This window comes from Aeromicrobium sp. S22, assembly GCF_009661045.1.
GTDB classification, from domain to species: Bacteria; Actinomycetota; Actinomycetes; order Propionibacteriales; family Nocardioidaceae; genus Aeromicrobium; species Aeromicrobium yanjiei.
In genome coordinates, this window is sequence record NZ_WJWV01000002.1 from 196148 (window position 1) to 220430 (window position 24283).

Consider the following 24283-nt stretch of genomic DNA (forward strand, 5'->3'; position numbering starts at 1 on the left):
ATGACGGCGGACAAGGCGACCTCCGGCACGCAGAAGGTCTCCGTCCTGACGCTGGCCGCGATGGTGGTCGGGTCGATCGTCGGCGGCGGCGTCTTCACGCTGCCGGAGAACTTCGGGGACGCGACCGGCGTGCTGGGCGCCGTCATCGCGTGGTCCATCGCGGGCCTCGGGATGTTGATGCTGGCCTTCGTGTTCCAGTCGCTGGCGGTCCGGCGACCCGACCTCGACAACGGCATCTACGTCTACGCGCAGGCAGGTTTCGGCAACTACGCGGGCTTCAACGTCGCGTGGGGCTACTGGGCGAGCAACGTCGTGGGCAACGTCTTCTACCTGACGTTCGCGATGGCAAGCATCGGCGCGTTCCTGCCGGGGCTCGGCCAGGGCAACACCGTGCTGGCGGTGCTCCTCGCGTCCGCAGTGGTGTGGCTGCTGCACGTGATGATCTCCCGCGGCGTCCGGCAGGCCACGATCGTCAACCGCATCGTGACGATCGCCAAGATCGTGCCGATCCTGGTCTTCGTCGTGATCGCCGCGGTCGCATTCGACGCAGGTGTCTTCGGCGACAACCTCTGGGGCGGGAAGCCCCACACGGCGGAGTCGCTCTTCGAACAGGTGAAGGCAACGATGCTCGTCACGACGTTCGTCTTCCTCGGTGTCGAGGGCGCCAGCGTCTACTCCCGGCTCGCACAGCGGCGCGAGGACATCGGCCGGGCCACGGTGCTCGGCTTCGTCAGCACGCTCGCGCTGTTCGCCTCGGTGACCCTCGTGTCGTACGGCGTGCTGCCGCGAAGCGAGCTCGCGCACGCCGAGCAGCCGTCGATGGGTGTCGTGCTGAAGTCGGTCGTGGGGGAGTGGGGCGGCACCCTCATCGACCTGGCCGTGATCGTGTCGGTGCTGGGGGCGTACCTGGCGTGGACCCTGCTCAATGCGGAGGTCATGTTCATGCCCGCACGCACCGAGGTCATGCCGCGTGCGCTGGCCCGGCAGAGCGGCAACGGGACGCCCATCGCGGCCCTGGTGACCACGAGCATCTCGGTGCAGCTGTTCCTCCTGCTCGTGCTGGTGATCAAGGACGCGCTCAACTTCATGCTCAAGCTCGACACGGCGCTGGCCCTCGTGCCGTACCTGCTCGTCGCGGCCTACGCGTTCAAGCTGACGCTGACGGGGCAGACGTACGAAAGTGCTGACGCCGGGCGACGACGTCGTGACCGAGCGGTGGCCGTGCTGGCGATCATCTATGCGATCTTCCTGCTGTACGCCGCGGGGACCCGCTACCTGCTGCTCAGCTGCCTGATCTACGCCCCGGGCACCCTCCTGTACCTCCGGGCCCGGCGCGAGCGCGGACAGCCCGGGCTCACCCGCCTCGAGCTGCTCGGATGCGTGCTGCTGTGGTCCGCGGCGGCCGTCGCCGCGGTGTTCCTGGCCACGGGTGCGCTCCAGCTGTGATCCCGTGGCCGCGGTCCCGTGGGGCGCGGTGCGTACGCCACCGTATGAGCCGGATGTCGGCTTCGTACGGTGGAGAATCCACCGCCCCGACGGCACCCGCGGACCGGACGCGCGCCTGACACCGGCGGCGGGCAGAATGTCTCATGGCGGCGTCTGCGGGTATCTCCCACCCGTCGGGGACGGCGGCACGAGGGAGCGGGGGCGGAGTGCGCGATCAGGTGCAAGCGGCCAGGTTCGCCTACATCATTGCCTCTCTCGACCCGAGCGGATCGGTCCTGGACAGGTTCTGCGAGGCCAGCAGGGTGATGCTCGGGGCCGAAGGAACCGCCATCACGGTGTATTACGGGGAGCCCCAGCGGCACACGGCCAGCTCCACGTCGACCCTCGCCCTCATGATCGAGGAGGCGCAGGAGGTGGCCGGCGAGGGTCCGGGCTTCGAGGCAGCTCGCACCGGACACGTCGTCTTCGCCGATTTCGGCGCCTCGGAAGGCACACCCTGGTTGGCGCTGAACGACTGCGTGGCGAAGTTCGGGTTCGCCGGAACGGTGCTGGCGCTGCCGATCACCGCCCACGGGCGACGCATGGGAGTGCTCGTCGCACACACCTTCGCCCCCTCGCACGCCTTCGACGCTGCCGCGGCGCACTATCTGGCGTACGCCCTCGGCCCGGTCCTGCTGGACCACATCAGTCCCGAGGCACTGGAGGCCGAGCTCACGGAGGACTGGTCGTCGCGAGCGGTCGTGCACCAGGCCACCGGGATGCTCATCTTCGATCTGCGCATCTCGGCCGAGGACGCCTTGGCTCTCCTGCGCGCGCACGCCTACGCAACCGACTCCACACTCCTCGAGGTGGCGGTTCAGGTTGTGGACAAGGACCTTGAGTTCGACAATCTGAGCATGGAAGGAGACTGACGATGGATGACACTCGCCTGGACCAGGCAGTAGAGCACGCCACGTCCGCCCTCCGGGAACGCCAAGACGTTGCGGGATTTCTCGCCGACCTCATCGAGGTGTGCCAACGAGCGCTGGCCGTCGAGGCCACCGGGATCATGGTGCTCTCGCGCGGCGGCAGGTTGCAGCTCCTGGCTGCGTCGAGCCACCAGTCCGCGGAGCTGGAGCTCTACCAGTCCCAGGTCGACGAGGGTCCGTGCGTCGACGCAGCCGAGGGCGACGTGTCGATCATCGTCGCCGACGAAGCCACCCTGCGCGAACGATGGCCACACTTCGGGCCGGCCATGCTGGCGGCCGGCTTCCAGTCAGTCCATTCCACGCCTTTGCGCTGGGAGGGATCGATCCTGGGTGCCATGGCACTGTTCCGCCACGACGCCGTTGCTCTCGACAGCCGCGAGCACGACGCAGCACGGTCCTTCGCCGACGTGGTGGCCCACGCGGTGATGGACGGCGAGCAGACCGAGACGGTCTCCGCGCAGGAGCGCGTCGACGCGGCGCTGGCCGAGCGCGTGCTCATCGAACGGGCCAAGGGAGTCCTCGCCCGGCTCCACGATGTCGAGATGGGCGACGCGTACGATCTGCTGATCGCAGCGGCGAGGGCGTCAGGTGTCACCCTGACCGCCGCCGCCGCCGAGCTGGTCGAACGTGCCCAACGAGGTGAGCTCAACCGCCCCTGAACGTGTCGAGCGCGCGCCTCAGCTCGCGTGCACGCGGTGCTGGCTGGGGCTGACGCCTCGCACGCGCTTGAAGGCTGCGCTGAGTGCGAATGAGCTGCCGTAGCCGACCCGGCGGGCAACGGCCGCGATCGTCATCGTCGGATCGCGGAGCAGATCGGCCGCGTGGTCCAGCCTGAGATCGGTCAGGTACGCCATGGGCGGCTGTCCGACCGAGGCGGTGAAGCGTCGGGCCAGTGCGGCACGCGAGACGCCGATCTCGCGAGCGAGGGCGTCAAGCGTCCACGGGCGTGCGACGTCGGCCTCGAGCAGCTGCAGGGCCGGGCCGACGATCGGTTCGCGGGCGGCACGGTGCCAGGCGGGCGTCCGCGCCGGGTCACCCGCGAACCACGCGCGGACAGCCTCGATGAGCACGAGGTCGAGCAGGCGGTCCAGGTAGACCTCCTGGCCCAGCTCATCGCGGGTCATCTCGTCGCAGAGCACGTCGACCAGGCGCCCGTCCCACTCCGCCGCACGGAGCACCAGAATTGCCGGGAGGCTCCGCAGCAGGCGATCGCTGACGGCACGCGTGGACTCGTACGTCCCGGTGACCAAGAGGGTCTCGCCGGCGACGTCATTGCCCCAGGTGCGGGTGCCGAGCGTCATGACGTCCTCGAGACTGTTGCCCTCGGCGTCGACACAGTGCTGGCCGGGCTCGATGAAGATGCCCGGGGGAGTGGTCGGAGCGTCGGCGACGGTGTAGGACTCAGGCCCGCGGGCGATCATCACGTCGCCGGGACCGAGGTGGGCGGGCTCGGCGTCGTCGCTGACCACCCAGGCCTCCCCGGTGACGACCACGGCGATCGACAGCGGTGCCTCGTCCCGCACGTGCAGGCCCCATGGCGCGGTCATGACGGACCGCAGCATGAACGCGCCGTTGGCGCGGGGACCGTCGAGCAGTGCGCTGAGAGTGTCCATGCTCAAGGCTAGACGCTCGAGCATGGAAATGGGCATCTCGACCATGGATCATCTCGCCGCGCCCGGCGACGATGGAGCCATGACCTCATCATTGACAGCCGTCCTCAGCGGCACAGGAAAGACCGGCCAGCGGGTGGTCGCTCGTCTCACGGCACTGGGCGCACCGGTCCGGAGCGGATCGCGAGCCGGCACGCCGCGCTTCGACTGGGCCGACGAGTCCACGTGGCCGGCCGCGCTGGAGGACGTCAGCGCGGCCTACCTCGCGTACCACCCCGACATGGCAGCACCGGGCGCCGCGGAGGCAGTCGGCACGCTGTCGAAGATCGCCGCCGACAGGGGAGTGGAGCAGCTGGTGCTGCTGTCGGGCCGCGGCGAGGAGGACGGATGGGCCACCGAGCAGGCAGTGCGCGACTCCGGTCTGGCCTGGACGATTCTGCGGTCGAGCTGGTTCTCGCAGAACTTCAGCGAGTCGTTCATGCTCGACTCGGTCCTGGCGGGGGAGCTGGTGCTTCCGACCGGCGCCGTGACCGAGCCATTCGTCGACGCCGACGACCTGGCCGACGCCGCCGTGGCCGCCCTGACCCGTCCGGAGCACGAGGGGAGGACGTACGAGCTGACCGGGCCTCGGCTCCTGACCTTCGGCGACGCGGTCGAGGAGATCGCCCACGCCTCACACCGACAGATCAGCTACGTGCCGGTGTCGACCCGCGAGTTCGCTGCCGGCCTCGCGGAGCAGGCCGTGCCCCCGGACCTCGTCGAGTTCCTGACCCACCTGTTCACCAAGGTGCTCGACGGTCGGAACTCCCACCTGACCGGGGACCTCGAGCAGATCCTCGGGCGCCCGCCTCGGGACTTCCACGACTACGCGACGGCCACTGCTGCGACCGGGGTGTGGGCGGCGGGCGCATGACCCGGGCGTCCCTGGTCGTGGCGACCGCTCTGATGGGCCTCTCGGCAGGCCTGTTCGCGGCGTTCTCGTACGCCGTCATGCCGGGGCTGCGTCGCCTCGACGACGCGAGCTTCGTCCAGGCGATGCGCGCGGTCAACGCCGCGATCCTGAATCCGGTGTTCGCCCTCGTCTTCGTCGGCGCGGGGGCAGCCACTGCGGTCGCGCTGGTCCTGGGCTGGCACACCGATGCCCGTCCGTGGATCGTCGCGGGGGCGGTGCTGTACGTCGTCGGCGCGTTCCTGGTGACCGGCGCCGTGAACGTCCCGCTCAACGATGCTCTCGACACCGGCGCGGGCGGCGCAGCGCAGCTGCGTGACGCGTTCGAGCAGCGATGGGTGGTCTTCAACCATCTCCGGTCGCTGCTCACGACGGCGGCATTCGTGTGCCTCCTCGTCAGTCTGGCGGATCAGTAGGAGCACTGGGGAAGAGCGTCATCGACATGGCGACCACGAGTACTAGCCGAGATCGCAGCGTTTGTCACAGGTTTTCATAAATTGACCATTGCCACCCCGGCGGAGGTGCACCAGAATCCCGTCATGACAGCGACGAACGTGGCGTGGCGCGCACGCAGATCCCGACCCGTCCTAGGTGCTCTGCTCACCCTCACCCTCGCCGGCTCGGGATTGGTCGCCGCCACTGCGGGCACGGCGTCCGCAGCCCCGGCGCCGAAGCCGTACGTGCTGAAGGGGGGAGCGTCGGCCCCGGTCTACAGCTATGCCGATGCGATCCGCGAGACGGTGTGGGTCATCGCCCCCGACTTCGACGGGGACGGGCAGAAGGATCGCATCGCGGTCGACATCGTCCGACCGCGCGAGCTGGACGCCAAGAAGGTCAAGGTGCCGGTCGTGATGGATGCGAGCCCGTACTACACGAGCGTCGGGCGCGGCAACGAGACGGAGTTCAAGTCCTTTGACGCCGAGGGCAACCTCGTCAAGTTCCCGCTGTTCTACGACAACTACTTCGTCCCGCGTGGCTACGCCTACGTCGCGCCCGACGTCGCAGGGACGTCGCGGTCGACTGGCTGCGTCGACACCGGCGGCAAGTCCGACGTCGGCTCGGCCAAGGCCGTCGTGCAGTGGCTCAACGGCAACGCCGATGCGGTCGACGCCGACGGCAAGCCTGTCAAGGCCAGCTGGAGCAACGGCAAGACCGGCATGATCGGCAAGAGCTATGACGGCACCCTCGCCAACGGCGTCGCGGCCACCGGCGTGAAGGGACTGGAGACGATCGTGCCGATCAGCGCGATCAGCTCCTGGTACGACTACAGCCGCTCGCAGGGCCTGCCGTACAGCTGGAACTACTCCAGCGGACTCGCCAGCCGGGTGGGCACCAATCGCACGCAGCCGCAGGACTGCTCCGCGACACTTGCGCGGATGGATGCCGAGGACGCGGACGAGACCGGTGAGCACAACGCGTTCTGGGACGAGCGCAACTACCGCGACTCCGCCCAGCTCAACGCCAAGAAGGTCAAGGCGAGCGTCTTCATCTATCACGGCCTGCAGGACACCAACGTCAAGACGCGGCACTTCTCCACCTGGTGGAAGGACCTCGGCAAGGCCGGCGTCACCCGCAAGATGTGGCTGAGCCGGGTCGGGCACGTCGACCCGTTCGACATCAACCGCGACGAGTGGGTCCGCACGCTGCACCGGTGGTTCGACCACGAGCTGATGGACATCAAGAACACGATCATGCTCGAGCCGCCGGTCAAGGTCGAGACCAAGCCGAACAGCTGGGTCAGCTCCTACTCGTGGCCCGCACGGCTCGCGACGACCACCCTGCGTCCCCAGGCCGACGGCGATCTCAGCCGGGTGCCCGAGCGGGGCACGCAGAGCTGGGTGAACTCGCCCAGCCAGCGCGAGAACGTCGCCGTGACCGAGGGCGACAACCCCAACCGCCTCCTGTACGCGACGAATCCGCTCCTGGCGGACGCCCGGATGAGCGGCTCGATGGTCGCGAAGCTGCGGGTGACGACCACCGTGCCGACCGGTCAGGTGGGCGTGATGCTCGTCGACTACGGCGAGGGGGAGCGGGTCCTGGCCACCGGCGACGGTGCGTCCACGACGACGACTGAGACCTGCGCCGGACAGTCGACCGCGAACGACGATGCCTGCTACTTCACGATGAACCGCAACATCGGCACGACGCCGCTGCAGGTCCTGGGCCGCGGCTGGGCCCGCCTGGACGGCGCGGGGACGCACGACGTGACGGTGACCCTCGACCCCGACGACGCCGTCGTCGCCAAGGGCCACCGGCTCGGAGTGGTCGTGGTGGGCGCGGCCAACGGTCGGGTGCGCAACGTCGACACGTCGGCGTCGACGTACACCCTCGATCTTGCGAAGTCGCAGTTCGTGCTGCCGGGCCTGGCCCTGCCGCACCCCGACTGGGCGTCCGGCTGGGGCTGGCTGCCCAAGCGCAGTGAGATCGTGCCCGGCACGCTTCCCAGCACCCAGGGGAGGGCGCTCCCGGTCGTGATGGACACGCCTCGCTGAGGTCATCTGCAAGGGACGGACGATGAGGGTTTGCGGTCGCTGAGGCCGCCGCAAACCCTCATCGTTCGTCCGTCCTGGGACGGAGGATGAGGCTTTACGGTCGCCCGGGCGACCGCGACCCCTCATCCTTGACGGATTCGCGGAAAGCATCGGAGGTTCGGCTCGTGACGGTCGGATCTCGGTGACGATCGCGTGGTCCACGATCACCGCCGCGCCCGACGGGGGATCGTCGGACGCGGCGGAGTCGGGGTTGGTTCAGTTGGGGGTGCAGTAAGTGGTGCCCTCGATCGGCTCGCCCTCGACGCCGCCGATGTACGTGACCGCCTTGACGCGGAACGTGTAGAAGCCGCGACCGGCCGAGAAGACCCCGCCGGTCGGGTACCACACCGCGGTCATGACACCCGCGGGTAGGACCTGCTCCTTGGGCTCGCAGACTGGCGGAGCCCACCCGGGGCCCAGGTCGCCGAGGTCCTCGGCGGTCGCGGCGGTCGTCGTTCCAAAGATGAGCCCCGCGCTGGCGGCCAGGAGCCCTGCAGTGCGGGCGATCATTCGGTTGCGCATGATGTTTGCCTTTCGTCCACCCGCCGGAGCAGGGTGTGATTGGTTCATCTGTCCTTTCGAACGTAGCTCTTAACTACAGGGTGTCTCTATGGCGCGACTCACAGTTTGAGAACCAGAGGATGCGATTGATGCAGTTTTTGCCTGAAACGCGGCGTACCAAGAACGGTCGTGTTCAGCCGGCACAGGGGCTGGCGGCAATCTTGAGAGCATATTGTCGTTCGACGCTGAGGCGCGGCGCGGCCGAGCGTCCCTGGCGAACCTGTAAGTTGACATAATGTGCATTATCGGACACTTATGGACATAGTCTCCCGGACACCGGCATCGCCGTATGAGACGGTGCATCAATGCCAGACCGTTCACAGCAAAACCAGCAGACGAGACTTCTTGCGCGGGTGCCGATCTGGCTGCCAGCTGTTCTTGCCGCCGGTGTCTTCATCGGTGGCATCGTCGTCTCGCTGGTTGTTGCTGCAACCGGCCACGCTGACGGATTTCCGGCAAAGACGTTCGGCGCAGGCTCGATGCTGCTGTCGTTCGTCTTGGCGATGTCGACGGTCCTGGTGCACCGTGCTCGACGTCAGTCAGCGGCCGCCGTGTCAGGTCATCCCCCGCACCCGTCGTCCGGCGTCAACGATTAGTTGACACGTCCGGTCGCTTCGACAGACCGTTGTCGCCTCGACCAGCACGCAGACTCGGCGGCCCGGGTTCCACGTTCAGCGGTTCTCGAGCGTGCCGCACTCGCCCTGAGACTTGCCCAGAGTCCAAGGGCCCGGTTGAACAGGCTTGACACAATGAAAGGTGCTCGTGCGGAGTCACGGGGCTCCGCTTCTCGCTGTCTCGGGAGGTACGTGTGGACTTCATCCTTGCAAATCGGGCGATGCGGACGATGCGTGCGTTCGCGGTCCTGATCCTCGTGGCACTGACTGTTCTAGTAGGACGTCCAGCAGATGCCGCGCCAGACATAGGGGACAAGCCGGTCCCGGCGGCGGACTCCCCTTTCACCGAGCTTCGGACCGGCAACATCACGGGTGACGAGGGTGTCCGGCGGGTGAGCGCCTTCGTGGCTCCCGAAACGTTCGATCCCGAGAACGGCTATCCCACGAAGGCTCCGGCCGGGTCGACTCAGGTCACGCGGGGTTATGTCGGAATCATCCCGGTGCTCGACGACCAGGGCAACCCGTCCCTGGCGTACTGCATCGATCTGTTCACCGACACAGGGACCGGGGTGACCTACCAGCGCGGGGACTGGGCCGAGTCGAATGTCCGCAACCTCGGCCGGGTCGGTTACATCCTGCAGAACTACTACCCCACGGTCCCCGACCAGCCGGCCGACCAGCCGGACAACGTGAGGTCTGCTGCCGTACAGGCCGCGATTTGGTTCTTCAGCGACAACTTCGTGGTCCACCCCGCAGAGGGCGAGCTGTACGACCTGACCGCGGCCATCGTCGCGGACACCCTCGCACACGACCCGGTCGGCGAGCCCGCGCAGCCGACGCTCAGCATCTCTCCGAGCTCGGGAGTGGCGCCCTCCACCGGTGACATCGTCGGGCCATTCACGGTCACGGCAGACGGTCCGTCGACGCTCCAGCTCAAGCGCGTGGAGGTGTTCGCGGACGAGGCAGGGACACAGCCACTGGCCCAGGGCGCCACCGTGCAGCCGGGGGCCCGACTGTGGGCGCGCTCCACCGAGGCAGGCGACGACCAAGGCTTCTCGCTCCGACGGGCGGAGACCGTCCTGGCCAACACGGTCTACCTCTACGACGGCGCGACACCCGGGCGCGACGCCGCCCAGTCGCTCGTCCTTGCTGAGACGACGGAGCTCGAGGCCGTGGCCGGCGTGCGCATCACGCAGTTCGCGGCCGGCGGCATCGAGGTCACCAAGACGATCAGCGGTGACGGCGCCGGATTCCAAGGGCCGATCGACATCCGCGTCGTCTGCACACCCGCGGACGGTGGCGACCCGATCGAACGCACGTCGACGATTCCCGCCGGGGCGACGGGCTCGCAGACCGTGAGGTTCACCGGGCTCCCCGCCGGGTCCGAGTGCACGATCACCGAGCCCAAGGACGGCGACAACGGGCGGGTCAACCTCACGGCCAGCTCGATCGAGCCCGCGAGCGTGTCGATCGTGGCCGGGGAGAATGTCTCGGTCGCGGCGACCAACGAGTACGCGCGGGCGTTCGGCGAGCTGAAGGTCACCAAGGTCATCGAGGGTCCGGCCGCGGGCGAGCAGGACGAGATCGTCCTCGCGGTGGACTGCGACGACGACGCATTCGACCGGGAGCTCAGGATCCCTGCGGGGTCGCCGGCCGGCACATACCCGCTCCTGACGGTGACCGACATCCCCGCCGGCACCAAGTGCCGCGTCACCGAGACCGCGAGCGGCGCCACCGACACCGTCCAGCTCGATGAGACGACCGTCAGTCCCGAGTCCGTCACGATCGCCGACAGCGAGACCAGCGAGGTCACGGTCACCAACAGCTACAGCCAGTCCGAGGAGAACGGCGACGGTGGCGGTACCGGCGGTAGCGACGGAGGCAGCGGCGACCAGAGTGACGGAGGCAGCGGCGACCAGAGCGACGGAGGCAGCGGCGACGGAGGACCCGTCAGCTCAGGGTTCCTGCCCCGCGCGGGCGCACCCGGAGGTCCACTGACGCTGGGCATCGCGCTCCTGGTCGCGGGCGCAGCGGTGCTGTTCATCCGGCGCCGGATGGCAGGCCGCGCATGAGGAAGCCGGGTCAGCCCCAGGACCGGGCGTAGTGACACATCCGGGCAGCCCCATACAGGGCCCAAGGGCCCTGTATGGGGTGTCGCCGCGGGTGTGAGGCTTCGGGGGGCGGAGCCGCACAGAGGCCCGCACGCTCTTTTTACGGGGGAAGGCACGTGGCTGTGAAACCCATGCTGATGAACCGGACGGCGGGACTGCTCCGGGTGTTCGTGGCTCTGATCATGCTCGGCGGACTGTTGCTGGTGGGGAGCTCGGCCCATGCCGAGCCGATCCCGACCCGAGCAGATCCCGCGTTCTCGAGCTCGCCATTCACCGAGCTCCAGATCGGCCCCATCACGGGGGCCCTCGGTGTCTCCGACGTGGACGCCTATGACGCTCCCAGCGACTTCGATCCGCTGTCGGGCTACCCCACGACCATCCCGGGCGGGTGGGACGCGCACAACCTCCCCTATGCCGGGCTCATCCCGGCGTCGGACTCCGAGGGCAACGATGTCCTCACCTACTGCATCGACCTGTTCACGACCACACAGTCGGGTGTCACCTACGAGCGAGGAGACTGGAACGACGCGAACGTCCGCAACCTCGGCTACGTCGCCTACATCCTGCAGAACTACTACCCCACCGAGCCGGACAACCCGCCCGGAGTCGCCAACAACGTCAGGTCCGCCGCGGTCCAGTCCGCGATCTGGTTCTTCAGCGACAACCTCGTGCTCGACCCGAATGCCGAGCCGGAGCTGTACGATCTCACCTCGGACATCGTCGCGGACGCCATCGCCAACGGGCCGGCGACGGAGCCGGCGCAGCCGTCGCTGAGCATCTCCCCCGAGTCCGCAGACACCCCCTCGACCGGCGAGATCGTCGGCCCCTTCACCGTGACGGCGGACGGGCCGTCGGTCCTGCGCCTCGAAGGCGTCGAGGTCTTCACCGACCAGGAGGGCACGCAGCCTGTCGCGGAGGGAGAGACCGTCGCGCCGGGCACGCAGCTCTGGGCGCGGTCGTCGGGCCCGGGCGAGGGCCAAGGGTTCTCCTTGCGGCGGGCGCAAACCGTGCGCGAGAGCACCGTGTATCTCTACGACGGCGCCACGCCTGGTCGCGATACGGGGCAGAAGCTGATCCTGGCCCGGGAGTCGACCCTCGAAGCGGTTGCGAGCGTCCGCACCAACCGGTTCGCCGCAGGCGGGATCGAGGTCACCAAGACCATCAGCGGTGAGGGTGCCGGACTGCAAGGCGCCATCGAGATCACCATCGTGTGCACGCCGACCGACGGCGACCCGATCGAGCGCACGTTCACGATCCCGGAGGAGACGGAAGCAGGACCGCAGAGCGTCACGTACACCGGACTCCCCGCCGGCGCCACGTGCACCGTCACCGAGACCGAGGACGGCGACAACGGTCAGGTGAACCTGACGGCCTCCTCGCTCGACCCCGAGACCGTGACGATCGTCGAGGGCACCAACTCGCCCGTCGTCGCGACGAACGAGTACGAGCGCGCGGTCGGCGAGCTGCAGGTGACCAAGGTCATCGAGGGCCCGGCCGCGGGCGCGCAGGACGAGATCGTCCTCGCGGTGGACTGCGACGACGACGGGGACGCGTTCGACCAGGAGCTCTCGGTCCCTGCGGAGTCGCCGGCCGGCACGTATCCGGTCGTGAGGGTGACCGGCATCCCGGCGGGCACGGAGTGCCGTGTCACCGAGACCGCGAGCGGCGCCACTGACACCATCCTGCTCGACGAGACGACCATCAGTCCCGAGTCCGTCACGATCGCCGACAGCGAGACCAGCGAGGTGACGATCACCAACAGCTACAGCGAGTCCGAGGAGGACGGCGACGGCGATGGTGGCGGTGGTGGCGACCAGAGCGGCGGAGGCAGCGGCGGCGGAGGACCCATCAGCTCGGGATTCCTGCCCGGCGCGGGCGCACCCGGAGGTCCACTGACACTGGGCATCGCGCTCCTGGTGGCGGGCGCAGCGGTGCTGGTCGTCCGGCGCAGGATGGCAGGCCGCGCGTGAGCGAGCCGGGGCACCCTCGACCCAGATGACGCGACGTCGTCTCCCACGACATCGTGGTCGTGGGAGACGTGTCGGCGCGGTGAGCTAGGCCTGCTGTCCGAGCCCGAACTGGACGGAACCGTCCTGCTCGACCCGCGCGTCCAGCGTCTTGTCTCCCAGCAGCTCGGCGGCGGTCGCGTCGAGGAAGACACGGGCTCCCCCGTCGTCGACGACCTGGTCACCCGGCTGCGGGGCGTTGACGGGCGTCAGGGCCAGGCCGGCATCCTTCTCGGGGCCGGCCTGGCTGATGCGCAGGCCCGACTCCTGGGAGTCCGGGACCTGCTCGGTGATCTGCCTCACCACGTCGGCTGCATTGTCGGTCAGGGTCAACATGTCGTTCTCCTGTTCGTCAGTGGCATCGCCAAACGTCCAGACTTGCCGACCCGGGCGGTCCGGGCAAGTCGACGGACCTGAGAAGCAGGTCAGCCGGTCCGTCTGGTGGACCGCTCTGCCAGGAGCCACGCGGCGAGCGCGCCCCCTGCGGCGCCGCACAGATGCCCCTCCCACGACACACCGGGACGTCCCGGCAGGACGCCCCACAGGACGCTCCCGTAGATCACCAGGACCCCGAGCCCCACGACGATCTGGCCCAGGCTGCGATTGAACACACCACGGACGATCAGGTACGTGAGCCAGCCGAAGACCACGCCCGAGGCTCCGACGTGGTTGGTCCCGGAGTCACCGAGGAACCAGACCCCGACGCCGCCCACGACCCACACGATCGCCGTCACCTGCAACCAGGTCCGGACGCCCGACAGACCGATCAGGAATCCGAGCACGAGCAGCGGGGCGGTGTTGCCGATCAGGTGCGCCCAGTCGTCGTGCAACAGGGGCGCGAAGACGATCCCGTCGAGCCCTTCGAGGCTGCGTGGATGAACGCCGTTGCGCTCCAGGCGCTCGGACGTCGCGACGTCGATGATCTCGACCGCGTAGAGCAGCACGACGTAGGCGCCCACGAGCATCCCTGCCGTCGCGGCCACACCCAGCGACAAACGTCTGTCGCGGGTCCGATTCATGCCTCAGATGCTAGGACCTGTGCCCAACTCCCCCGTACCCGAGGCGCTCCCCCGGCTGCCTCCGCGGACGTAGACTCCGCAGATGACGACCGACAAGGGAATTCACGAGCACATCAACAACCTCGTCGCCGAGGAGAAGACGCTCCGCGAGCAGCTGAGCAGCGGTGACATCAGCCGAGAGGAGGAACGCGCTCGCCTGCGCGCCCTCGAGATCGAGCTGGACCAGGCCTGGGACCTGCTGCGTCAACGCAAGGCGCTCCGCGAGACCGGTGGCTCCGAGGACGACGCCGAGGAGCGCTCCCCCGACGTCGTGGAGAGATATCTCAACTGACACTCAGGCCTGCGTGCCCACGGGCGCAGGTGCAAGATGGGACGCATGCAGATCACCCGCTTCGGCCACGCCGCCGTCCTCGTCGAGGCCGCTGACACCCGCGTCCTGATCGACCCCGGAGGCTTCAGCCCCGACGAGACATTCGCTCTGGAAGGGCTCGACGCCATCGTCGTGACCCACCAGCACCCCGACCACCTCGATCAGGGACGCTGGCCCGGACTGCTCGAGCGCAACCGCGACGCCCTGCTGCTGTGCGACCCCGAGACCGCCTCGATCGTCGAGGCGGGTGACTGGACACAGAACGGCGACGGTGTCGAGACGGTCGTCGGCGGGATCACGCTTCGAGGCGTCGGCGCCCAGCACGCCGTGATCCTCCCCACCATCCCCCGCATCGGCAACGTCGGCGTGCTTCTCCACGCGCCCGGCGAGCCGACGATGTTCCATCCAGGCGACTCCTACGAGACCGCGCCGGAGGGTGTCGACGTCCTCGCGCTCCCCCTCTCTGCCCCGTGGGCCAAGCTCAGCGAGACCGTCGATTTCGCCCAGCGTGTCGGGCCGAAGACCCTCTTCCCCATCCACGACCGCACGATCTCCGAGGCCGCGTACGGCATCTACTGGGGCCAGCTCACGGCCCACAGCGGAGTCGAGGACGCCCGTCTCCTGGGCCAGTCCGACACGACCACGGCCTGATCCCGACGGGAATTGAGTTATCTCATAACTGATATATGGTTGCGAACATGACTGTTCGTGACGACTACCTCGCCCGCATCGGCGCCCTCATCCGGGACGCTCGACAGCACACCGGGCTCACACAGGCAGAGCTGGCCGCAGAGCTCAAGACGAGCCAGAGCGCCGTCAACCGCATCGAGAAGGGGCAGCAGAACCTGACCCTCGACATGCTCGCGCGCATCGGCAGTGCCCTCGACTCCGAGCTCGTCAGCGTCGGCACCTCCGGGCCCAGCCACCTGCGGGTCGCGGGAGGGACGACGCTCTCCGGGACGATCGACGTCAAGTCCAGCAAGAACGCGGGCGTCGCCCTCCTCTGCGCCTCGCTGCTGAATGCCGGCACCACCGTCCTGCGCAAGGTCGCCCGCATCGAGGAGGTCAACCGTCTCCTCGAGGTGCTGACCTCGATCGGCGTCAAGGCGACGTGGCTGAACGACGAGAACGATCTCGAGCTCATCGTCCCCGCCGAGCTGGACCTCGCCGCGATGGACGCGGACGCCGCACGGCGTACGCGCAGCATCATCATGTTCCTCGGCCCGCTGATGCACCGCTACGACGACTTCGAGCTGCCCTACGCGGGCGGCTGCGATCTCGGCACCCGCACCGTGGAGCCCCACATGACCGCCCTGCGTCCGTTCGGGCTGAAGGTCGTCGCGACCGAGGGCAGCTATCACGCCGCCGCGGCCGAGGGCGTCGGACCCGAGCGGCCGATCGTGCTGACCGAGCGCGGCGACACGGTGACCGAGAACGCGCTGCTCGCCGCGGCCCGCTACGACGGCGTGACCGTGATCCGCAACGCGAGCCCCAACTACATGGTCCAGGACCTGTGCTTCTTCCTGGTCAAGCTGGGCGTCGGCATCGAGGGCATCGGCACCACCACGCTTCGCATCACCGGCAAGCCGGTCATCAACTGCGACGTCGAGTACGCCCCGAGCGAGGACCCGATCGAGGCCATGAGCCTGATCGCGGCCGCGATCGTGACCAAGTCGAGCATCACGGTGCGCCGCGTCCCGATCGAGTTCATGGAGATCGAGCTCGCGCTGCTCGAGGAGATGGGCTTCCAGTACGACAGAGGCGCCGAGTACGCGGCCGAGAACGGCCAGACTCGACTTGTCGACATCACGACGCATCCCTCGGCGCTGCACGCGCCGATCGACAAGATTCACCCGATGCCGTTCCCGGGCCTCAACATCGACAACCTGCCGTTCTTCGCGGTCATCGCGGCGACCGCCGAGGGTCAGACGATGCTGCACGACTGGGTCTACGAGAACCGCGCGATCTACCTGACCGAGCTCAACAAGCTGGGTGCCCAGGTCAAGCTGCTCGACCCGCACCGGGTGCTGATCGAGGGACCGACGCACTGGAGCGGCGCCGAGCTGATCTGCCCGCCGGCCCTGCGGCCGGCCGTCGTGATCCTGCTGGCGATGCTCGCGGCCAAGGGCACGTCGGTGCTCCGCAGCGTCTACGTCATCAACCGTGGCTACGAGGATCTCGCCGAGCGGCTCAACGCACTCGGCGCCCAGATCGAGACCTTCCGCGACATCTAGCCCACCCCACCCCCCCACCCCACCCCAGCCCAGATTTGCGGAGTCCTGCACCGAATCCGCGCGCGGAAACGTGCACGGGTCCGCAAATCTGGGTGGGGTGCACCTGGTCGGGGCTAGCGTTGGCGCGTGTCCAGCTTCCTCGATCCACCGCCCCTGGCCATCGCGCACCGAGGCGGTGCGGCCACCGGCGACAACATCGGCATCGAGAACTCGCTCGCGGCGTTCGCACACGCGTACGCGCTGGGCTACCGCTACCTCGAGACGGACGTCCGCGCGACGTCCGACGGCGTCGTCTATGCGGTCCATGACGCCCGCCTCGACCGGTTGACGGGCAGCGCCGACGCGATCGACGCCCTGACGTCGGAGTCGTTCGACCTGCAGCGCCTCGACCAGCGGGAGCCTTTCGCCCGCCTGGACGCGCTCCTCGACGCGTTCCCGGACGCCCGGCTCATGATCGACGTCAAGTCCGACGCTGCGGTCGACGCCACGTGCCGGGTGCTCAAGGCGCACGACGCCGTCGACCGGGCCTGCCTCAGCGCGTTCTCGCACGCACGGCTGCGGCGCATGCGACGTATGCTGCCCGGCGTCACGACCTCGGCGTCGACCCTCGAGGTGGTCCTCACGAGATTCCTGCCCGCTCCCCTGCTGCGACTCGTCGGCGTCCCGGGCGGCCGGTGCCTGCAGGTGCCGCACCGCCACGGGCCGCTGCGCGTCGTCACGCGCCGCTTCGTCCGCCGGGCCCACGCGCTCGGCCAGCAGGTCCATGTGTGGACCGTGGACGACGCGCAGGAGATCAACGAGCTGCTCGACCTAGGCGTCGACGGCATCATCACCGACCGCACCGACGTCCTCAAGGACGTGCTGGTCGCCCGAGGCACGTGGAGGGACCCCGCATGAGCACGACCACGAGGGCGCGAGCGACGTCCGAGCAGCGCGGCTGGTACTTCTACGACTGGGCCAACTCGGCCTACATCACGACCATCGGCACGGTGCTCTTCGCGCCGTACCTGACGAGCGTCGCGGAGCGGGCCGCCTGCGGCTTCGCCGGCGACGACGACCGCAAGTGCACCGAGAACCTGCACGTCCTCGGCCTCTCGCTGTCGGCCGGCTCCCTCGTCTTCTACGTCGTCACGCTGGCGACCGTGCTGTCGGCGTTCGTGCTGCCGGTGGTGGGCGCGGTCGCCGACCGGGTGGACTCCAAGCGCCGCCTGATGTGCGGCCTCGCCTGGGCCGGCTCGTTCGCCGCGGCGATGATGTTCTTCGTCACGGGCGACAACTGGCAGCTCGGGGCAATCCTGCTCGTCGTCGCCAATCTCTTCTACGGCTCGTCGATCGTGGTCTACGACGCGATCCTGGTCGACATCGCGGCTCCGGACGACCGGGACCACGTGTCGTCGCGCGGCTGGGCCTTCGGCTACCTCGGGGGCGCGCTGCTGCTCTCGCTGAACCTCGCGGTCGTCACGATCAAGCCGTTCGGGCTGTCGACCGAGACCGCCGTGCGCATCAGCCTGCTGTCCGCCGCGCTGTGGTGGGCGGCGTTCACGATCATCCCCTACCGACGCATCAAGGATCACCCGGTACGTGGTGCCGTGACGGTCGACGACGGCACCCTCATGCAGCGCAGCTTCGGCCAGCTGTTCCGTACGTTGCGCGAGATGCGCGGCTATCCCCAGACGCTGCTGTTCCTGGTCGCGTACCTGTTCTACAACGACGGCATCCAGACCGTGATCTACTCCGCCTCGGTCTACGGGGAGAAGGAGCTGGGCTTCGAGACGAGCGTCCTCATCACCACGATCCTCATCGTCCAGTTCGTCGCCTTCGGCGGCGCCCTGCTGTTCGGCCGGGTGGCCGCTCGCTACGGCGGTCACCGCACGATCCTCGGTGGGCTCGTGGTGTGGGTGCTCGTGGTGTGCATCGGCTTCTTCCTGCCGGCGGAGCAGGTCGTGCCGTTCTTCGTGCTCGCCGTGCTGATCGGGCTCGTGCTCGGGGGCACCCAGGCCCTGTCCCGGTCACTGTTCTCCCAGCTCATCCCCCGCGGGCGCGAGGCCGAGTACTTCAGCCTCTACCAGGCCTGTGAGCGCGGCACGAGCTGGTTCGGCACCCTGGTCTTCGGTCTGGTCCACCAGCTGACGGGCTCCTACCGCCCGGCGATCCTGGCCCTGATTGCGTTCTTCGTGATCGGTGGGACGCTGTTGTGGAGGCTGGATCCGCGCAAGGGGGTCGTCGAGGCGGGGAACGTCCCGCCGGCTGTCCTGTGAAGTCACCTGCCGTTCAGGGGAATCTCATGCGCGTCATCTATGTTGAAACTGGTACGGCACTAGAGAGGGGACGCACATGGCTGAACGTGCATTGCGAGGTGCTCGGCTCGGAACGCAGAGCTTCGAGGACGAGCGTGGCGTGGAGATGGCTCCCCGGCAGCAGGTTGAGTACGTCTGCCCGGACGGGCACACGTTCACGGTGGTCATGGCCGACGAGGCCGAGATCCCGTACGAGTGGGAGGACCCCAAGACGGGTCAGATCGGACGGCTCGCCGACGGTGAGAAGCCCGAAGGCAAGGTCGAGAAGCCGGTTCGCACACACTGGGACATGCTTCTCGAGCGCCGCTCGGTCGATGAGCTCGAGGAGATCTTGACGGAGCGGCTCGAGCTTCTCCGCGGTGGGGAGATCGGTCCGCCGCACCTCCACCGGCCCGCCAAGAAGAGCGCGGCCAAGAAGAAGAGCGCCTGAGGCCAGCGGCCCCAGGCGGAAGGAAGGACCCCGGCTACGGCCGGGGTTCTTTTGCGTCCGGGGTCCGGGCCGGCTCTTGACGGTCTCGTCGCAGCGAACGGGGCACGGCCCGCGCCAGGCCCCAGAGCGTGACGCGCCACAGCGCCTCCCGCACGATCGCGCCGCTCATCTTGGACTGGCCCCGCTCGCGCTCGACGAACGTGATGGGCACCTCCTGGACGCTCATCCCCGCCGCGACGACCCGGCGCGCCATGTCGATCTGGAAGCAGTAGCCCTGCGAGGCGACGTCCTCGAGCGGCAGCCGCTCCAGGGTCGAGCGCCGGAACGCACGGAAGCCGCCGGTTGCGTCCTTGATCGGGATGCCCAGCATCAGGTGCGCGTAGAGCGTCCCGCCGCGGGAGATCAGGCGACGGTGCCAGGGCCAATTGACGACGCCGCCACCTGGCACCCATCGCGAGCCCAGCACGAGATCGGCCCCGGCTTCGCTCGCGGCCAGGATCTTGGCGAGGTCCTCGGGACGGTGCGAGCCGTCGGCGTCCATCTCCATCAGGACGTCGTAGTCACGTGCGAGGCCCCACGCGAATCCCGCGCGGTAGGCCGAGCCGAGTCCCTGCTTCGACGTCCGGTGCATCACGTGGACGCGCGGGTCGTCCGCGGCCAGGCGGTCCGCGATCTCGCCGGTGCCGTCCGGGGAGCCGTCGTCGGCGATCAGGATGTCGACCCCCGGCTGCTCGGCATGGATCCGCTGGACGATCAGTTCGAGATTGTCCGACTCGTTGTAGGTCGGGACGATGATCAACGTCCTCATGAGGTCCCGATCGCCTTCCGTCGTCGTGTGCCGAGCCACCATGCTCCCACCCCGGCCGCGACGAGCAACCACTCGAGGTAGCGACCGATCAGGAGGGCCGGCGTCTTGTCCGAGGCGAGCGTGACCTCGGCGCTCACCGTGGCGGGCTCGTGCATCGGCGCCCGTTCGACGCTGCGACCGGTCGGGTCCACGACCCCGCTGATGCCGTTGGTCGAGGGCACGACCACCCAGCGCCCGGTCTCGATGGCCCGCAGCCGGGAGATGTCCCACTGCTGCTCGGGCTGGGACGTGCCCGTGAAGGCCGCATTGCTCGTCTGGACGACGATCATCTGGGCGCCGCCGTCGACGGCCCGGCGGGTCACGTCGTCGTACGCGATGTCGTAGCAGATCGTGTCGCCGATGCGCGTGTCGCCGATCGTCATCGCCCCCGGCTCGTCGCCGGCCAACATGTCGCGGGGGATGTCGCGCCCCAGGCGTCCGACGATGGCGCCGGCCTCCTTGCGGAACGGGACGTACTCGCCGAACGGTACGGGCTTGAGCTTGTCGTAGCGGTCTCCCGGCCCGTCTGCCGTCCACACCACGCCGGAGTTGTACGCGGTGTCCTCGGTGGGCCCGTCGAAGAGGCCGCCGACGAGGATCGGCGCGCCGAGCCTGGCTGCCAGCGACTCGATCCGGCCGCGGGTGAGCGCGTCGCGGTACGGATCGATGTCCGTCGCGTTCTCGGGCCACAGCACCATGTCGGGCTGTGGCACGGTGCCCGCCTCGATCGCGTCGGCGAGGCGCTGCGTCTCGGCGAGGTGCAGGTCGAGGATCTCCCCGCGCGGCCAGGTGAGGAAGACCCCGGGGACGTCGCCCTGCACGAGAGCGACCTGACGGGTGCCGTCGGCGCCCGCGACGCCGGTCGGCAGGAGGGCGCCCACGACGGTCAACGCGACGACACCGGCTGCGGCACCGATACGCGCGCGCCGGCCCGGACCGACCACGATGACCACGAGCAGCGCGGCGACCACGAACAGCACCGCGCTGGTGCCCGGCATGGCGACCAGCCGGGCGTACGCGGAGAACGGCGTGTCGATCGAGGTGTGCGCCAGGCGGCCCCACGGGAAGCCCGTGAACGGGAAGTGGCCACGAGCCCACTCCCCCGCGGCCCACACCGCGGCGCCCCACAGCGGCCAGAGGCGCAGCCGGGTGGCAGCTCGCAGCGCGAGCATGATCGGGATGAAGAACAAGGCCTCGGCGAGCGCCAGGCCGACGTACGCGCCGGCACTGACCGCGTTCATCCACCAGATGAGCGGTCCCATGAACCCCACGCCGTACAGCAGACCGGTCACGGCCACGACCCGCTTGCTCGCGACGTCCAGTGCCCGGGCCAGCCAGATGAGCCCGGCGACGCCCAGCAGCATCGCGAACGGCAGCGAGACCGGGTCGAAGTTGAGCGACGACAGCACCCCGAGGGCGGCTGCCGAGGGCCAGGCGACCTTCCACCCGACTTGGGGTCGTCTCACAGGGAGACGAGCCCGCGGGGCGTGTTGTTGAGCACCTCGAGGCCGTCGGCCGTGCACACCACGATGTCCTCGATGCGGGCGCCGAACTGTCCGTCGAAGTAGATGCCCGGCTCGATCGAGAACGCCATGCCCTCCTCGAGGACCAGCCCGTTGCCCTCGACGATGTACGGCTCCTCGTGGGTCTCCTGGCCGATGCCGTGCCCTGTGCGGTGGATGAACAGCTCTCCGTAGCCTGCGTCGGCGATGATCTGCCGGCCGATCGCGTCGACCGACTCGGCCGTCACGCCGGGGCGGGCGTGCTCGAGCTGCGCCCTCTGCGCGGCCTCGAGCACGGCGTACGCCTCGCGGTAGGCCGCGGGGGCGGTGCCGCCGGCCAGGTAGTTGCGGGTCGAGTCCGAGCAGTAGCCCGACGGCATCGTGCCGCCGATGTCGACCACGACGGGATCCCCCGTCTCGATGACCCGATCGGACACCTCGTGGTGGGGGGACGCCCCGTTGGGCCCGGACCCCACGATCACGAAGTCGACCGTCTCGTGGCCCTCGTCGATGATCGCGCGGGCGATGTCGGCTGCCACCTCGCGCTCGGTGCGACCGGGACGCAGCCACTCGCCCACCCGCTCGTGCACGCGGTCGATCGCGGCACCCGCGTCACGCAGCGCGGCGATCTCGGTGTCGTCCTTGCGGATCCGCAGCTGCTGCACGAGCGGTCCGGCCAGGACCTGGCGTGCGGTGGGCATCGCGGCCTGCAGCGCGAACACCCGCGAGGCCCACATGTGGTCGTCCACGCCGACCGTGGCCACGTCTCCGACGAGGCGGGCGACCAGCTCGTACGGGTCCTCGGTCTCCTGCCACGACGCGATCGCGGTGTCGACGCCTGACGCGATCGCGGCCTGCCGCTCCAGGTGGGGCACGACCAGGGTCGGCTCGCCCCGGGCGGGCAGCACGAGGCAGGTCAGTCGCTCGAGCGGCAACGCGACGTAGCCCGTCAGGTAGCGGAGGTCCGCTCCGGGGGTCACGAGCAGGGCGTCGATCCCCTGTTGAGCTGCCAGTTCCTGAGCCTTGCGCCACGTGTTCACACCATGACGATACCGGTGCGGTCATGGGCCGATCCGCCTGCGGGCGGCGCACCCGATCTGCTGCGGCACAGGGGTGTTCATCGCCCGCCTCCGCACCTAGTGTGATGTGGAACACATCAACCATTTGGGGGGCATCACATGCGCCGAGCGCTGTATTCCACCGCTGCCGTCATCCTGACCGGCAGCCTCTTCGTGGCCGCACCCGCGGACGCGGGAAACAAGCATCAGTCCAAGGCAAAACCGATCGACACCAGCAAGCTCACGAGAGGCGTGACGGTCAACGGGCAGCTCAAGACGCTGCGTCAGCTGCAGGTCATCGCTAACCGCAACGGCGGCAACCGCGCGTCGGGCCTGCCCGGCTACGACGCCTCGGCCGCGTACGTCGCCTCGCAGCTGAAGAAGGCCGGCTACAAGGTCAAGAAGCAGACCTTCACGTTCGCGTTCAGCCGCGATCTCGCGCCCGCCGAGCTGCAGCAGGTCACCCCGACGGCGAGGGACATCGAGACCGCGGCGTTCGACTACTCCGGCTCCGGAGACGTGACCGGCGCAGTGACCCCGATCAAGCTCGTGATCCCCCCGACCGGCGCGCCGGGGTCGACGACGTCCGGCTGCACGCCGGGTGACTTCCCGGCGCCGGGCTCCGCACCGTCCGTCGCGCTGATCCAGCGCGGGGCGTGCGACTTCGGCGTCAAGGCCGCCAATGCGCAGGCTGCGGGCTACGACGCGGTGATCATCTTCAACGAGGGGCAGGAGGGACGCCAGGAGCTGCTCACCGGCACCCTCGGCACCCCCGTCGACATCCCCGTCGTCGGCGTCTCGTACGAGGACGGGGTCGCGCTCAGCCAGCAGCCGGGCGCCACGGTGCGGGTCTTCGCCAGCACGGAGGTCGACCTCAACCGCAAGACGACCAACGTCATCGCCGACCTGCCGCGCAAGACCAAGAACCAGGACCAGGTCGTCGTGGTCGGGGCACACCTCGACAGCGTCGCGGAGGGGCCCGGCATCAACGACAACGGCACGGGCACGGCCGCGGTGCTGGAGATCGCGAAGCAGTACACCAAGACGCGCACGGCCAAGAAGGCGCAGCGCCCCGTGCGGTTCGCCTTCTGGGGTGCTGAGGAGAAGGGGCTGCTCGGCGCGTACCACTACGTCGACAGCCTGACCGACACCCAGCGGGGCAAGATCTACGCGAACCTCAACTTCGACATGATCGGCTCGCCCAACTTCGCCCGGTTCGTCTACGACGGCGACGGCTCGTCGGACGGCAATGCGGGGCCTGCCGGCTCGGCAGAGATCGAGAAGGTGTTCACCCGCTACTTCGCCAAGCGCAAGCTCGCGTCCGCGCCCACGTCGTTCGACGGCCGGTCCGACTACGGGCCGTTCATCGAGGCCGGTATTCCGGCGGGCGGGCTGTTCAGCGGTGCGGAGGGCGTCAAGTCGCCGGCCGAGGCCAAGCTGTTCGGCGGGACCGCCGGTGTCGCGTACGACGTCTGCTACCACCAGGCGTGCGACGACATCACCAACGTGAGCACCCGGGCCATCGACCAGCTCGGTGACGCGGCGGCTCACTCGGTCGGCGTGCTGGCGCTGTCCAAGAAGGGCCTCTACGGCGATCAGCGACGTGCGAAGGTCTCGGGCAAGAAGCTCGCGGCCATGAAGCGCGCCGGCGACCGCAGCCCGGGTCACGCGCTGACGCGCTGATCAGGACATGAGGAGACCGTGGGACACGTCCCGGGCTCGTAGAGCCT

Annotated in this window: 23 protein-coding genes; 16 read left to right on the forward strand and 7 right to left on the reverse strand. The window is 68.9% G+C overall.

What is annotated here, in order from left to right; genetic code table 11:
- The 3 genes from GEV27_RS09640 to GEV27_RS09650 all read left to right on the forward strand — a co-directional run bounded on the left by GEV27_RS09640 (window position 1) and on the right by GEV27_RS09650 (window position 3073).
- Window positions 1-1446, forward strand: coding sequence for a basic amino acid/polyamine antiporter (locus tag GEV27_RS09640; RefSeq protein WP_153934147.1), 1446 nt, complete (start codon window positions 1-3; stop codon window positions 1444-1446).
- Between the two features lie 206 nt (window positions 1447-1652).
- Window positions 1653-2357 (forward strand): ANTAR domain-containing protein, encoded by a 705-nt coding sequence (locus GEV27_RS18255; RefSeq protein WP_153652739.1) that lies wholly within the window; start codon window positions 1653-1655, stop codon window positions 2355-2357.
- 2 nt (window positions 2358-2359) lie between these two features.
- A complete protein-coding gene (locus GEV27_RS09650) occupies window positions 2360-3073 on the forward strand; it encodes a GAF and ANTAR domain-containing protein (RefSeq protein WP_153652738.1) in 714 nt (237 codons plus the stop codon).
- A gap of 18 nt (window positions 3074-3091) precedes the next feature.
- Here the strand turns inward: GEV27_RS09650 and GEV27_RS09655 are convergent, their stop codons facing one another.
- On the reverse strand, window positions 3092-4027 hold the full coding sequence (locus tag GEV27_RS09655; RefSeq protein ID WP_153652737.1) for an AraC family transcriptional regulator: 936 nt from the start codon (window positions 4025-4027) through the stop codon (window positions 3092-3094).
- Window positions 4028-4106: 79 nt separating this feature from the next.
- Here GEV27_RS09655 and GEV27_RS09660 point away from each other — a divergent pair, with 79 nt between their 5' ends.
- The 3 genes from GEV27_RS09660 to GEV27_RS09670 all read left to right on the forward strand — a co-directional run bounded on the left by GEV27_RS09660 (window position 4107) and on the right by GEV27_RS09670 (window position 7465).
- Entirely contained in the window at window positions 4107-4937 is an 831-nt protein-coding gene (locus tag GEV27_RS09660) for an NmrA family transcriptional regulator (RefSeq protein ID WP_153652736.1), read from the forward strand.
- On the forward strand, window positions 4934-5389 hold the full coding sequence (locus GEV27_RS09665) for a DUF1772 domain-containing protein (RefSeq protein WP_153652735.1): 456 nt from the start codon (window positions 4934-4936) through the stop codon (window positions 5387-5389). Before GEV27_RS09660 ends, GEV27_RS09665 begins: the two co-directional genes overlap by 4 nt.
- 123 nt (window positions 5390-5512) lie before the next feature.
- Window positions 5513-7465 carry a CocE/NonD family hydrolase gene (locus GEV27_RS09670; protein ID WP_153934148.1) on the forward strand — a complete coding sequence of 651 codons (1953 nt, stop codon included), beginning with the start codon at window positions 5513-5515 and terminating at the stop codon, window positions 7463-7465.
- A gap of 255 nt (window positions 7466-7720) precedes the next feature.
- Here GEV27_RS09670 and GEV27_RS09675 read toward each other — a convergent pair whose 3' ends face one another.
- On the reverse strand, window positions 7721-8026 hold the full coding sequence (locus GEV27_RS09675) for a hypothetical protein (protein ID WP_153934149.1): 306 nt from the start codon (window positions 8024-8026) through the stop codon (window positions 7721-7723).
- Window positions 8027-8370: 344 nt separating this feature from the next.
- Between GEV27_RS09675 and GEV27_RS09680 the strand changes: the two genes are divergently transcribed.
- The 3 genes from GEV27_RS09680 (at window position 8371) to GEV27_RS09690 (ending at window position 12760) form a co-directional block, all read left to right on the forward strand.
- The gene (locus tag GEV27_RS09680) at window positions 8371-8661 is read left to right on the forward strand and encodes a hypothetical protein (RefSeq protein ID WP_153934150.1); all 291 of its coding nucleotides are present in this window, start codon (window positions 8371-8373) and stop codon (window positions 8659-8661) included.
- Between the two features lie 410 nt (window positions 8662-9071).
- A complete protein-coding gene (locus GEV27_RS09685; RefSeq protein WP_153934151.1) occupies window positions 9072-10751 on the forward strand; it encodes a thioester domain-containing protein in 1680 nt (559 codons plus the stop codon).
- Between the two features lie 170 nt (window positions 10752-10921).
- Window positions 10922-12760, forward strand: a complete 1839-nt coding sequence (locus GEV27_RS09690; RefSeq protein ID WP_228765184.1) for a thioester domain-containing protein — start codon at window positions 10922-10924, stop codon at window positions 12758-12760.
- Between the two features lie 84 nt (window positions 12761-12844).
- Here GEV27_RS09690 and GEV27_RS09695 read toward each other — a convergent pair whose 3' ends face one another.
- Both GEV27_RS09695 and GEV27_RS09700 read right to left on the reverse strand, forming a co-directional pair.
- The gene (locus tag GEV27_RS09695; RefSeq protein ID WP_153652728.1) at window positions 12845-13132 is read right to left on the reverse strand and encodes a Fe-S cluster assembly protein HesB; all 288 of its coding nucleotides are present in this window, start codon (window positions 13130-13132) and stop codon (window positions 12845-12847) included.
- 89 nt (window positions 13133-13221) lie between these two features.
- A complete protein-coding gene (locus GEV27_RS09700) occupies window positions 13222-13815 on the reverse strand; it encodes a rhomboid family intramembrane serine protease (protein WP_153652727.1) in 594 nt (197 codons plus the stop codon).
- Window positions 13816-13897: 82 nt separating this feature from the next.
- Here GEV27_RS09700 and GEV27_RS09705 point away from each other — a divergent pair, with 82 nt between their 5' ends.
- From GEV27_RS09705 to GEV27_RS09730, 6 genes are all read left to right on the forward strand, one after another.
- On the forward strand, window positions 13898-14146 hold the full coding sequence (locus tag GEV27_RS09705) for a DUF2630 family protein (protein ID WP_153652726.1): 249 nt from the start codon (window positions 13898-13900) through the stop codon (window positions 14144-14146).
- A gap of 45 nt (window positions 14147-14191) precedes the next feature.
- Window positions 14192-14836 carry an MBL fold metallo-hydrolase gene (locus GEV27_RS09710; RefSeq protein ID WP_153652725.1) on the forward strand — a complete coding sequence of 215 codons (645 nt, stop codon included), beginning with the start codon at window positions 14192-14194 and terminating at the stop codon, window positions 14834-14836.
- A 47-nt stretch (window positions 14837-14883) separates the two neighbouring features.
- Window positions 14884-16419: a UDP-N-acetylglucosamine 1-carboxyvinyltransferase gene (locus tag GEV27_RS09715; protein ID WP_153652724.1), complete on the forward strand. Its 1536-nt coding sequence runs from the start codon at window positions 14884-14886 to the stop codon at window positions 16417-16419.
- 126 nt (window positions 16420-16545) lie between these two features.
- Window positions 16546-17316: a glycerophosphodiester phosphodiesterase family protein gene (locus GEV27_RS09720; RefSeq protein ID WP_309222150.1), complete on the forward strand. Its 771-nt coding sequence runs from the start codon at window positions 16546-16548 to the stop codon at window positions 17314-17316.
- Window positions 17313-18677: an MFS transporter gene (locus GEV27_RS09725; protein ID WP_153652722.1), complete on the forward strand. Its 1365-nt coding sequence runs from the start codon at window positions 17313-17315 to the stop codon at window positions 18675-18677. Before GEV27_RS09720 ends, GEV27_RS09725 begins: the two co-directional genes overlap by 4 nt.
- A gap of 76 nt (window positions 18678-18753) precedes the next feature.
- Entirely contained in the window at window positions 18754-19146 is a 393-nt protein-coding gene (locus GEV27_RS09730; RefSeq protein ID WP_153652721.1) for an RNA polymerase-binding protein RbpA, read from the forward strand.
- A 34-nt stretch (window positions 19147-19180) separates the two neighbouring features.
- Here the strand turns inward: GEV27_RS09730 and GEV27_RS09735 are convergent, their stop codons facing one another.
- From GEV27_RS09735 to GEV27_RS09745, 3 genes are read right to left on the reverse strand one after another with little or no spacing between them, the layout of a single operon-like run.
- Entirely contained in the window at window positions 19181-19954 is a 774-nt protein-coding gene (locus GEV27_RS09735; protein ID WP_153652720.1) for a polyprenol monophosphomannose synthase, read from the reverse strand.
- Complete coding sequence (lnt, locus tag GEV27_RS09740) at window positions 19951-21459, reverse strand: apolipoprotein N-acyltransferase (RefSeq protein WP_153934153.1); 1509 nt, start codon at window positions 21457-21459, stop codon at window positions 19951-19953. Before lnt ends, GEV27_RS09735 begins: the two co-directional genes overlap by 4 nt.
- Entirely contained in the window at window positions 21456-22535 is a 1080-nt protein-coding gene (locus GEV27_RS09745; RefSeq protein WP_309222151.1) for a Xaa-Pro peptidase family protein, read from the reverse strand. The genes lnt and GEV27_RS09745 overlap by 4 nt, the downstream gene beginning before the upstream one ends.
- 138 nt (window positions 22536-22673) lie before the next feature.
- Between GEV27_RS09745 and GEV27_RS09750 the strand changes: the two genes are divergently transcribed.
- Entirely contained in the window at window positions 22674-24236 is a 1563-nt protein-coding gene (locus GEV27_RS09750; protein WP_153934154.1) for a M28 family metallopeptidase, read from the forward strand.
- Window positions 24237-24283: the final 47 nt, after the last annotated feature.

Excerpts from the sequence above, each read along its gene's own strand:
- GEV27_RS09640 (WP_153934147.1), top strand. The coding sequence starts at position 1 with ATGACGGCGGACAAGGCGACCTCCGGCACGCAGAAGGTCTCCGTCCTG.
- GEV27_RS09650 (WP_153652738.1), top strand. The coding sequence starts at position 2,360 with ATGGATGACACTCGCCTGGACCAGGCAGTAGAGCACGCCACGTCCGCC.
- GEV27_RS09655 (WP_153652737.1), bottom strand. The coding sequence starts at position 4,027 with ATGGACACTCTCAGCGCACTGCTCGACGGTCCCCGCGCCAACGGCGCG.
- GEV27_RS09660 (WP_153652736.1), top strand. The coding sequence starts at position 4,107 with ATGACCTCATCATTGACAGCCGTCCTCAGCGGCACAGGAAAGACCGGC.
- GEV27_RS09665 (WP_153652735.1), top strand. The coding sequence starts at position 4,934 with ATGACCCGGGCGTCCCTGGTCGTGGCGACCGCTCTGATGGGCCTCTCG.
- GEV27_RS09670 (WP_153934148.1), top strand. The coding sequence starts at position 5,513 with ATGACAGCGACGAACGTGGCGTGGCGCGCACGCAGATCCCGACCCGTC.
- GEV27_RS09675 (WP_153934149.1), bottom strand. The coding sequence starts at position 8,026 with ATGCGCAACCGAATGATCGCCCGCACTGCAGGGCTCCTGGCCGCCAGC.
- GEV27_RS09680 (WP_153934150.1), top strand. The coding sequence starts at position 8,371 with ATGCCAGACCGTTCACAGCAAAACCAGCAGACGAGACTTCTTGCGCGG.
- GEV27_RS09690 (WP_228765184.1), top strand. The coding sequence starts at position 10,922 with ATGCTGATGAACCGGACGGCGGGACTGCTCCGGGTGTTCGTGGCTCTG.
- GEV27_RS09695 (WP_153652728.1), bottom strand. The coding sequence starts at position 13,132 with ATGTTGACCCTGACCGACAATGCAGCCGACGTGGTGAGGCAGATCACC.
- GEV27_RS09700 (WP_153652727.1), bottom strand. The coding sequence starts at position 13,815 with ATGAATCGGACCCGCGACAGACGTTTGTCGCTGGGTGTGGCCGCGACG.
- GEV27_RS09705 (WP_153652726.1), top strand. The coding sequence starts at position 13,898 with ATGACGACCGACAAGGGAATTCACGAGCACATCAACAACCTCGTCGCC.
- GEV27_RS09710 (WP_153652725.1), top strand. The coding sequence starts at position 14,192 with ATGCAGATCACCCGCTTCGGCCACGCCGCCGTCCTCGTCGAGGCCGCT.
- GEV27_RS09715 (WP_153652724.1), top strand. The coding sequence starts at position 14,884 with ATGACTGTTCGTGACGACTACCTCGCCCGCATCGGCGCCCTCATCCGG.
- GEV27_RS09725 (WP_153652722.1), top strand. The coding sequence starts at position 17,313 with ATGAGCACGACCACGAGGGCGCGAGCGACGTCCGAGCAGCGCGGCTGG.
- GEV27_RS09730 (WP_153652721.1), top strand. The coding sequence starts at position 18,754 with ATGGCTGAACGTGCATTGCGAGGTGCTCGGCTCGGAACGCAGAGCTTC.
- GEV27_RS09735 (WP_153652720.1), bottom strand. The coding sequence starts at position 19,954 with ATGAGGACGTTGATCATCGTCCCGACCTACAACGAGTCGGACAATCTC.
- GEV27_RS09750 (WP_153934154.1), top strand. The coding sequence starts at position 22,674 with ATGCGCCGAGCGCTGTATTCCACCGCTGCCGTCATCCTGACCGGCAGC.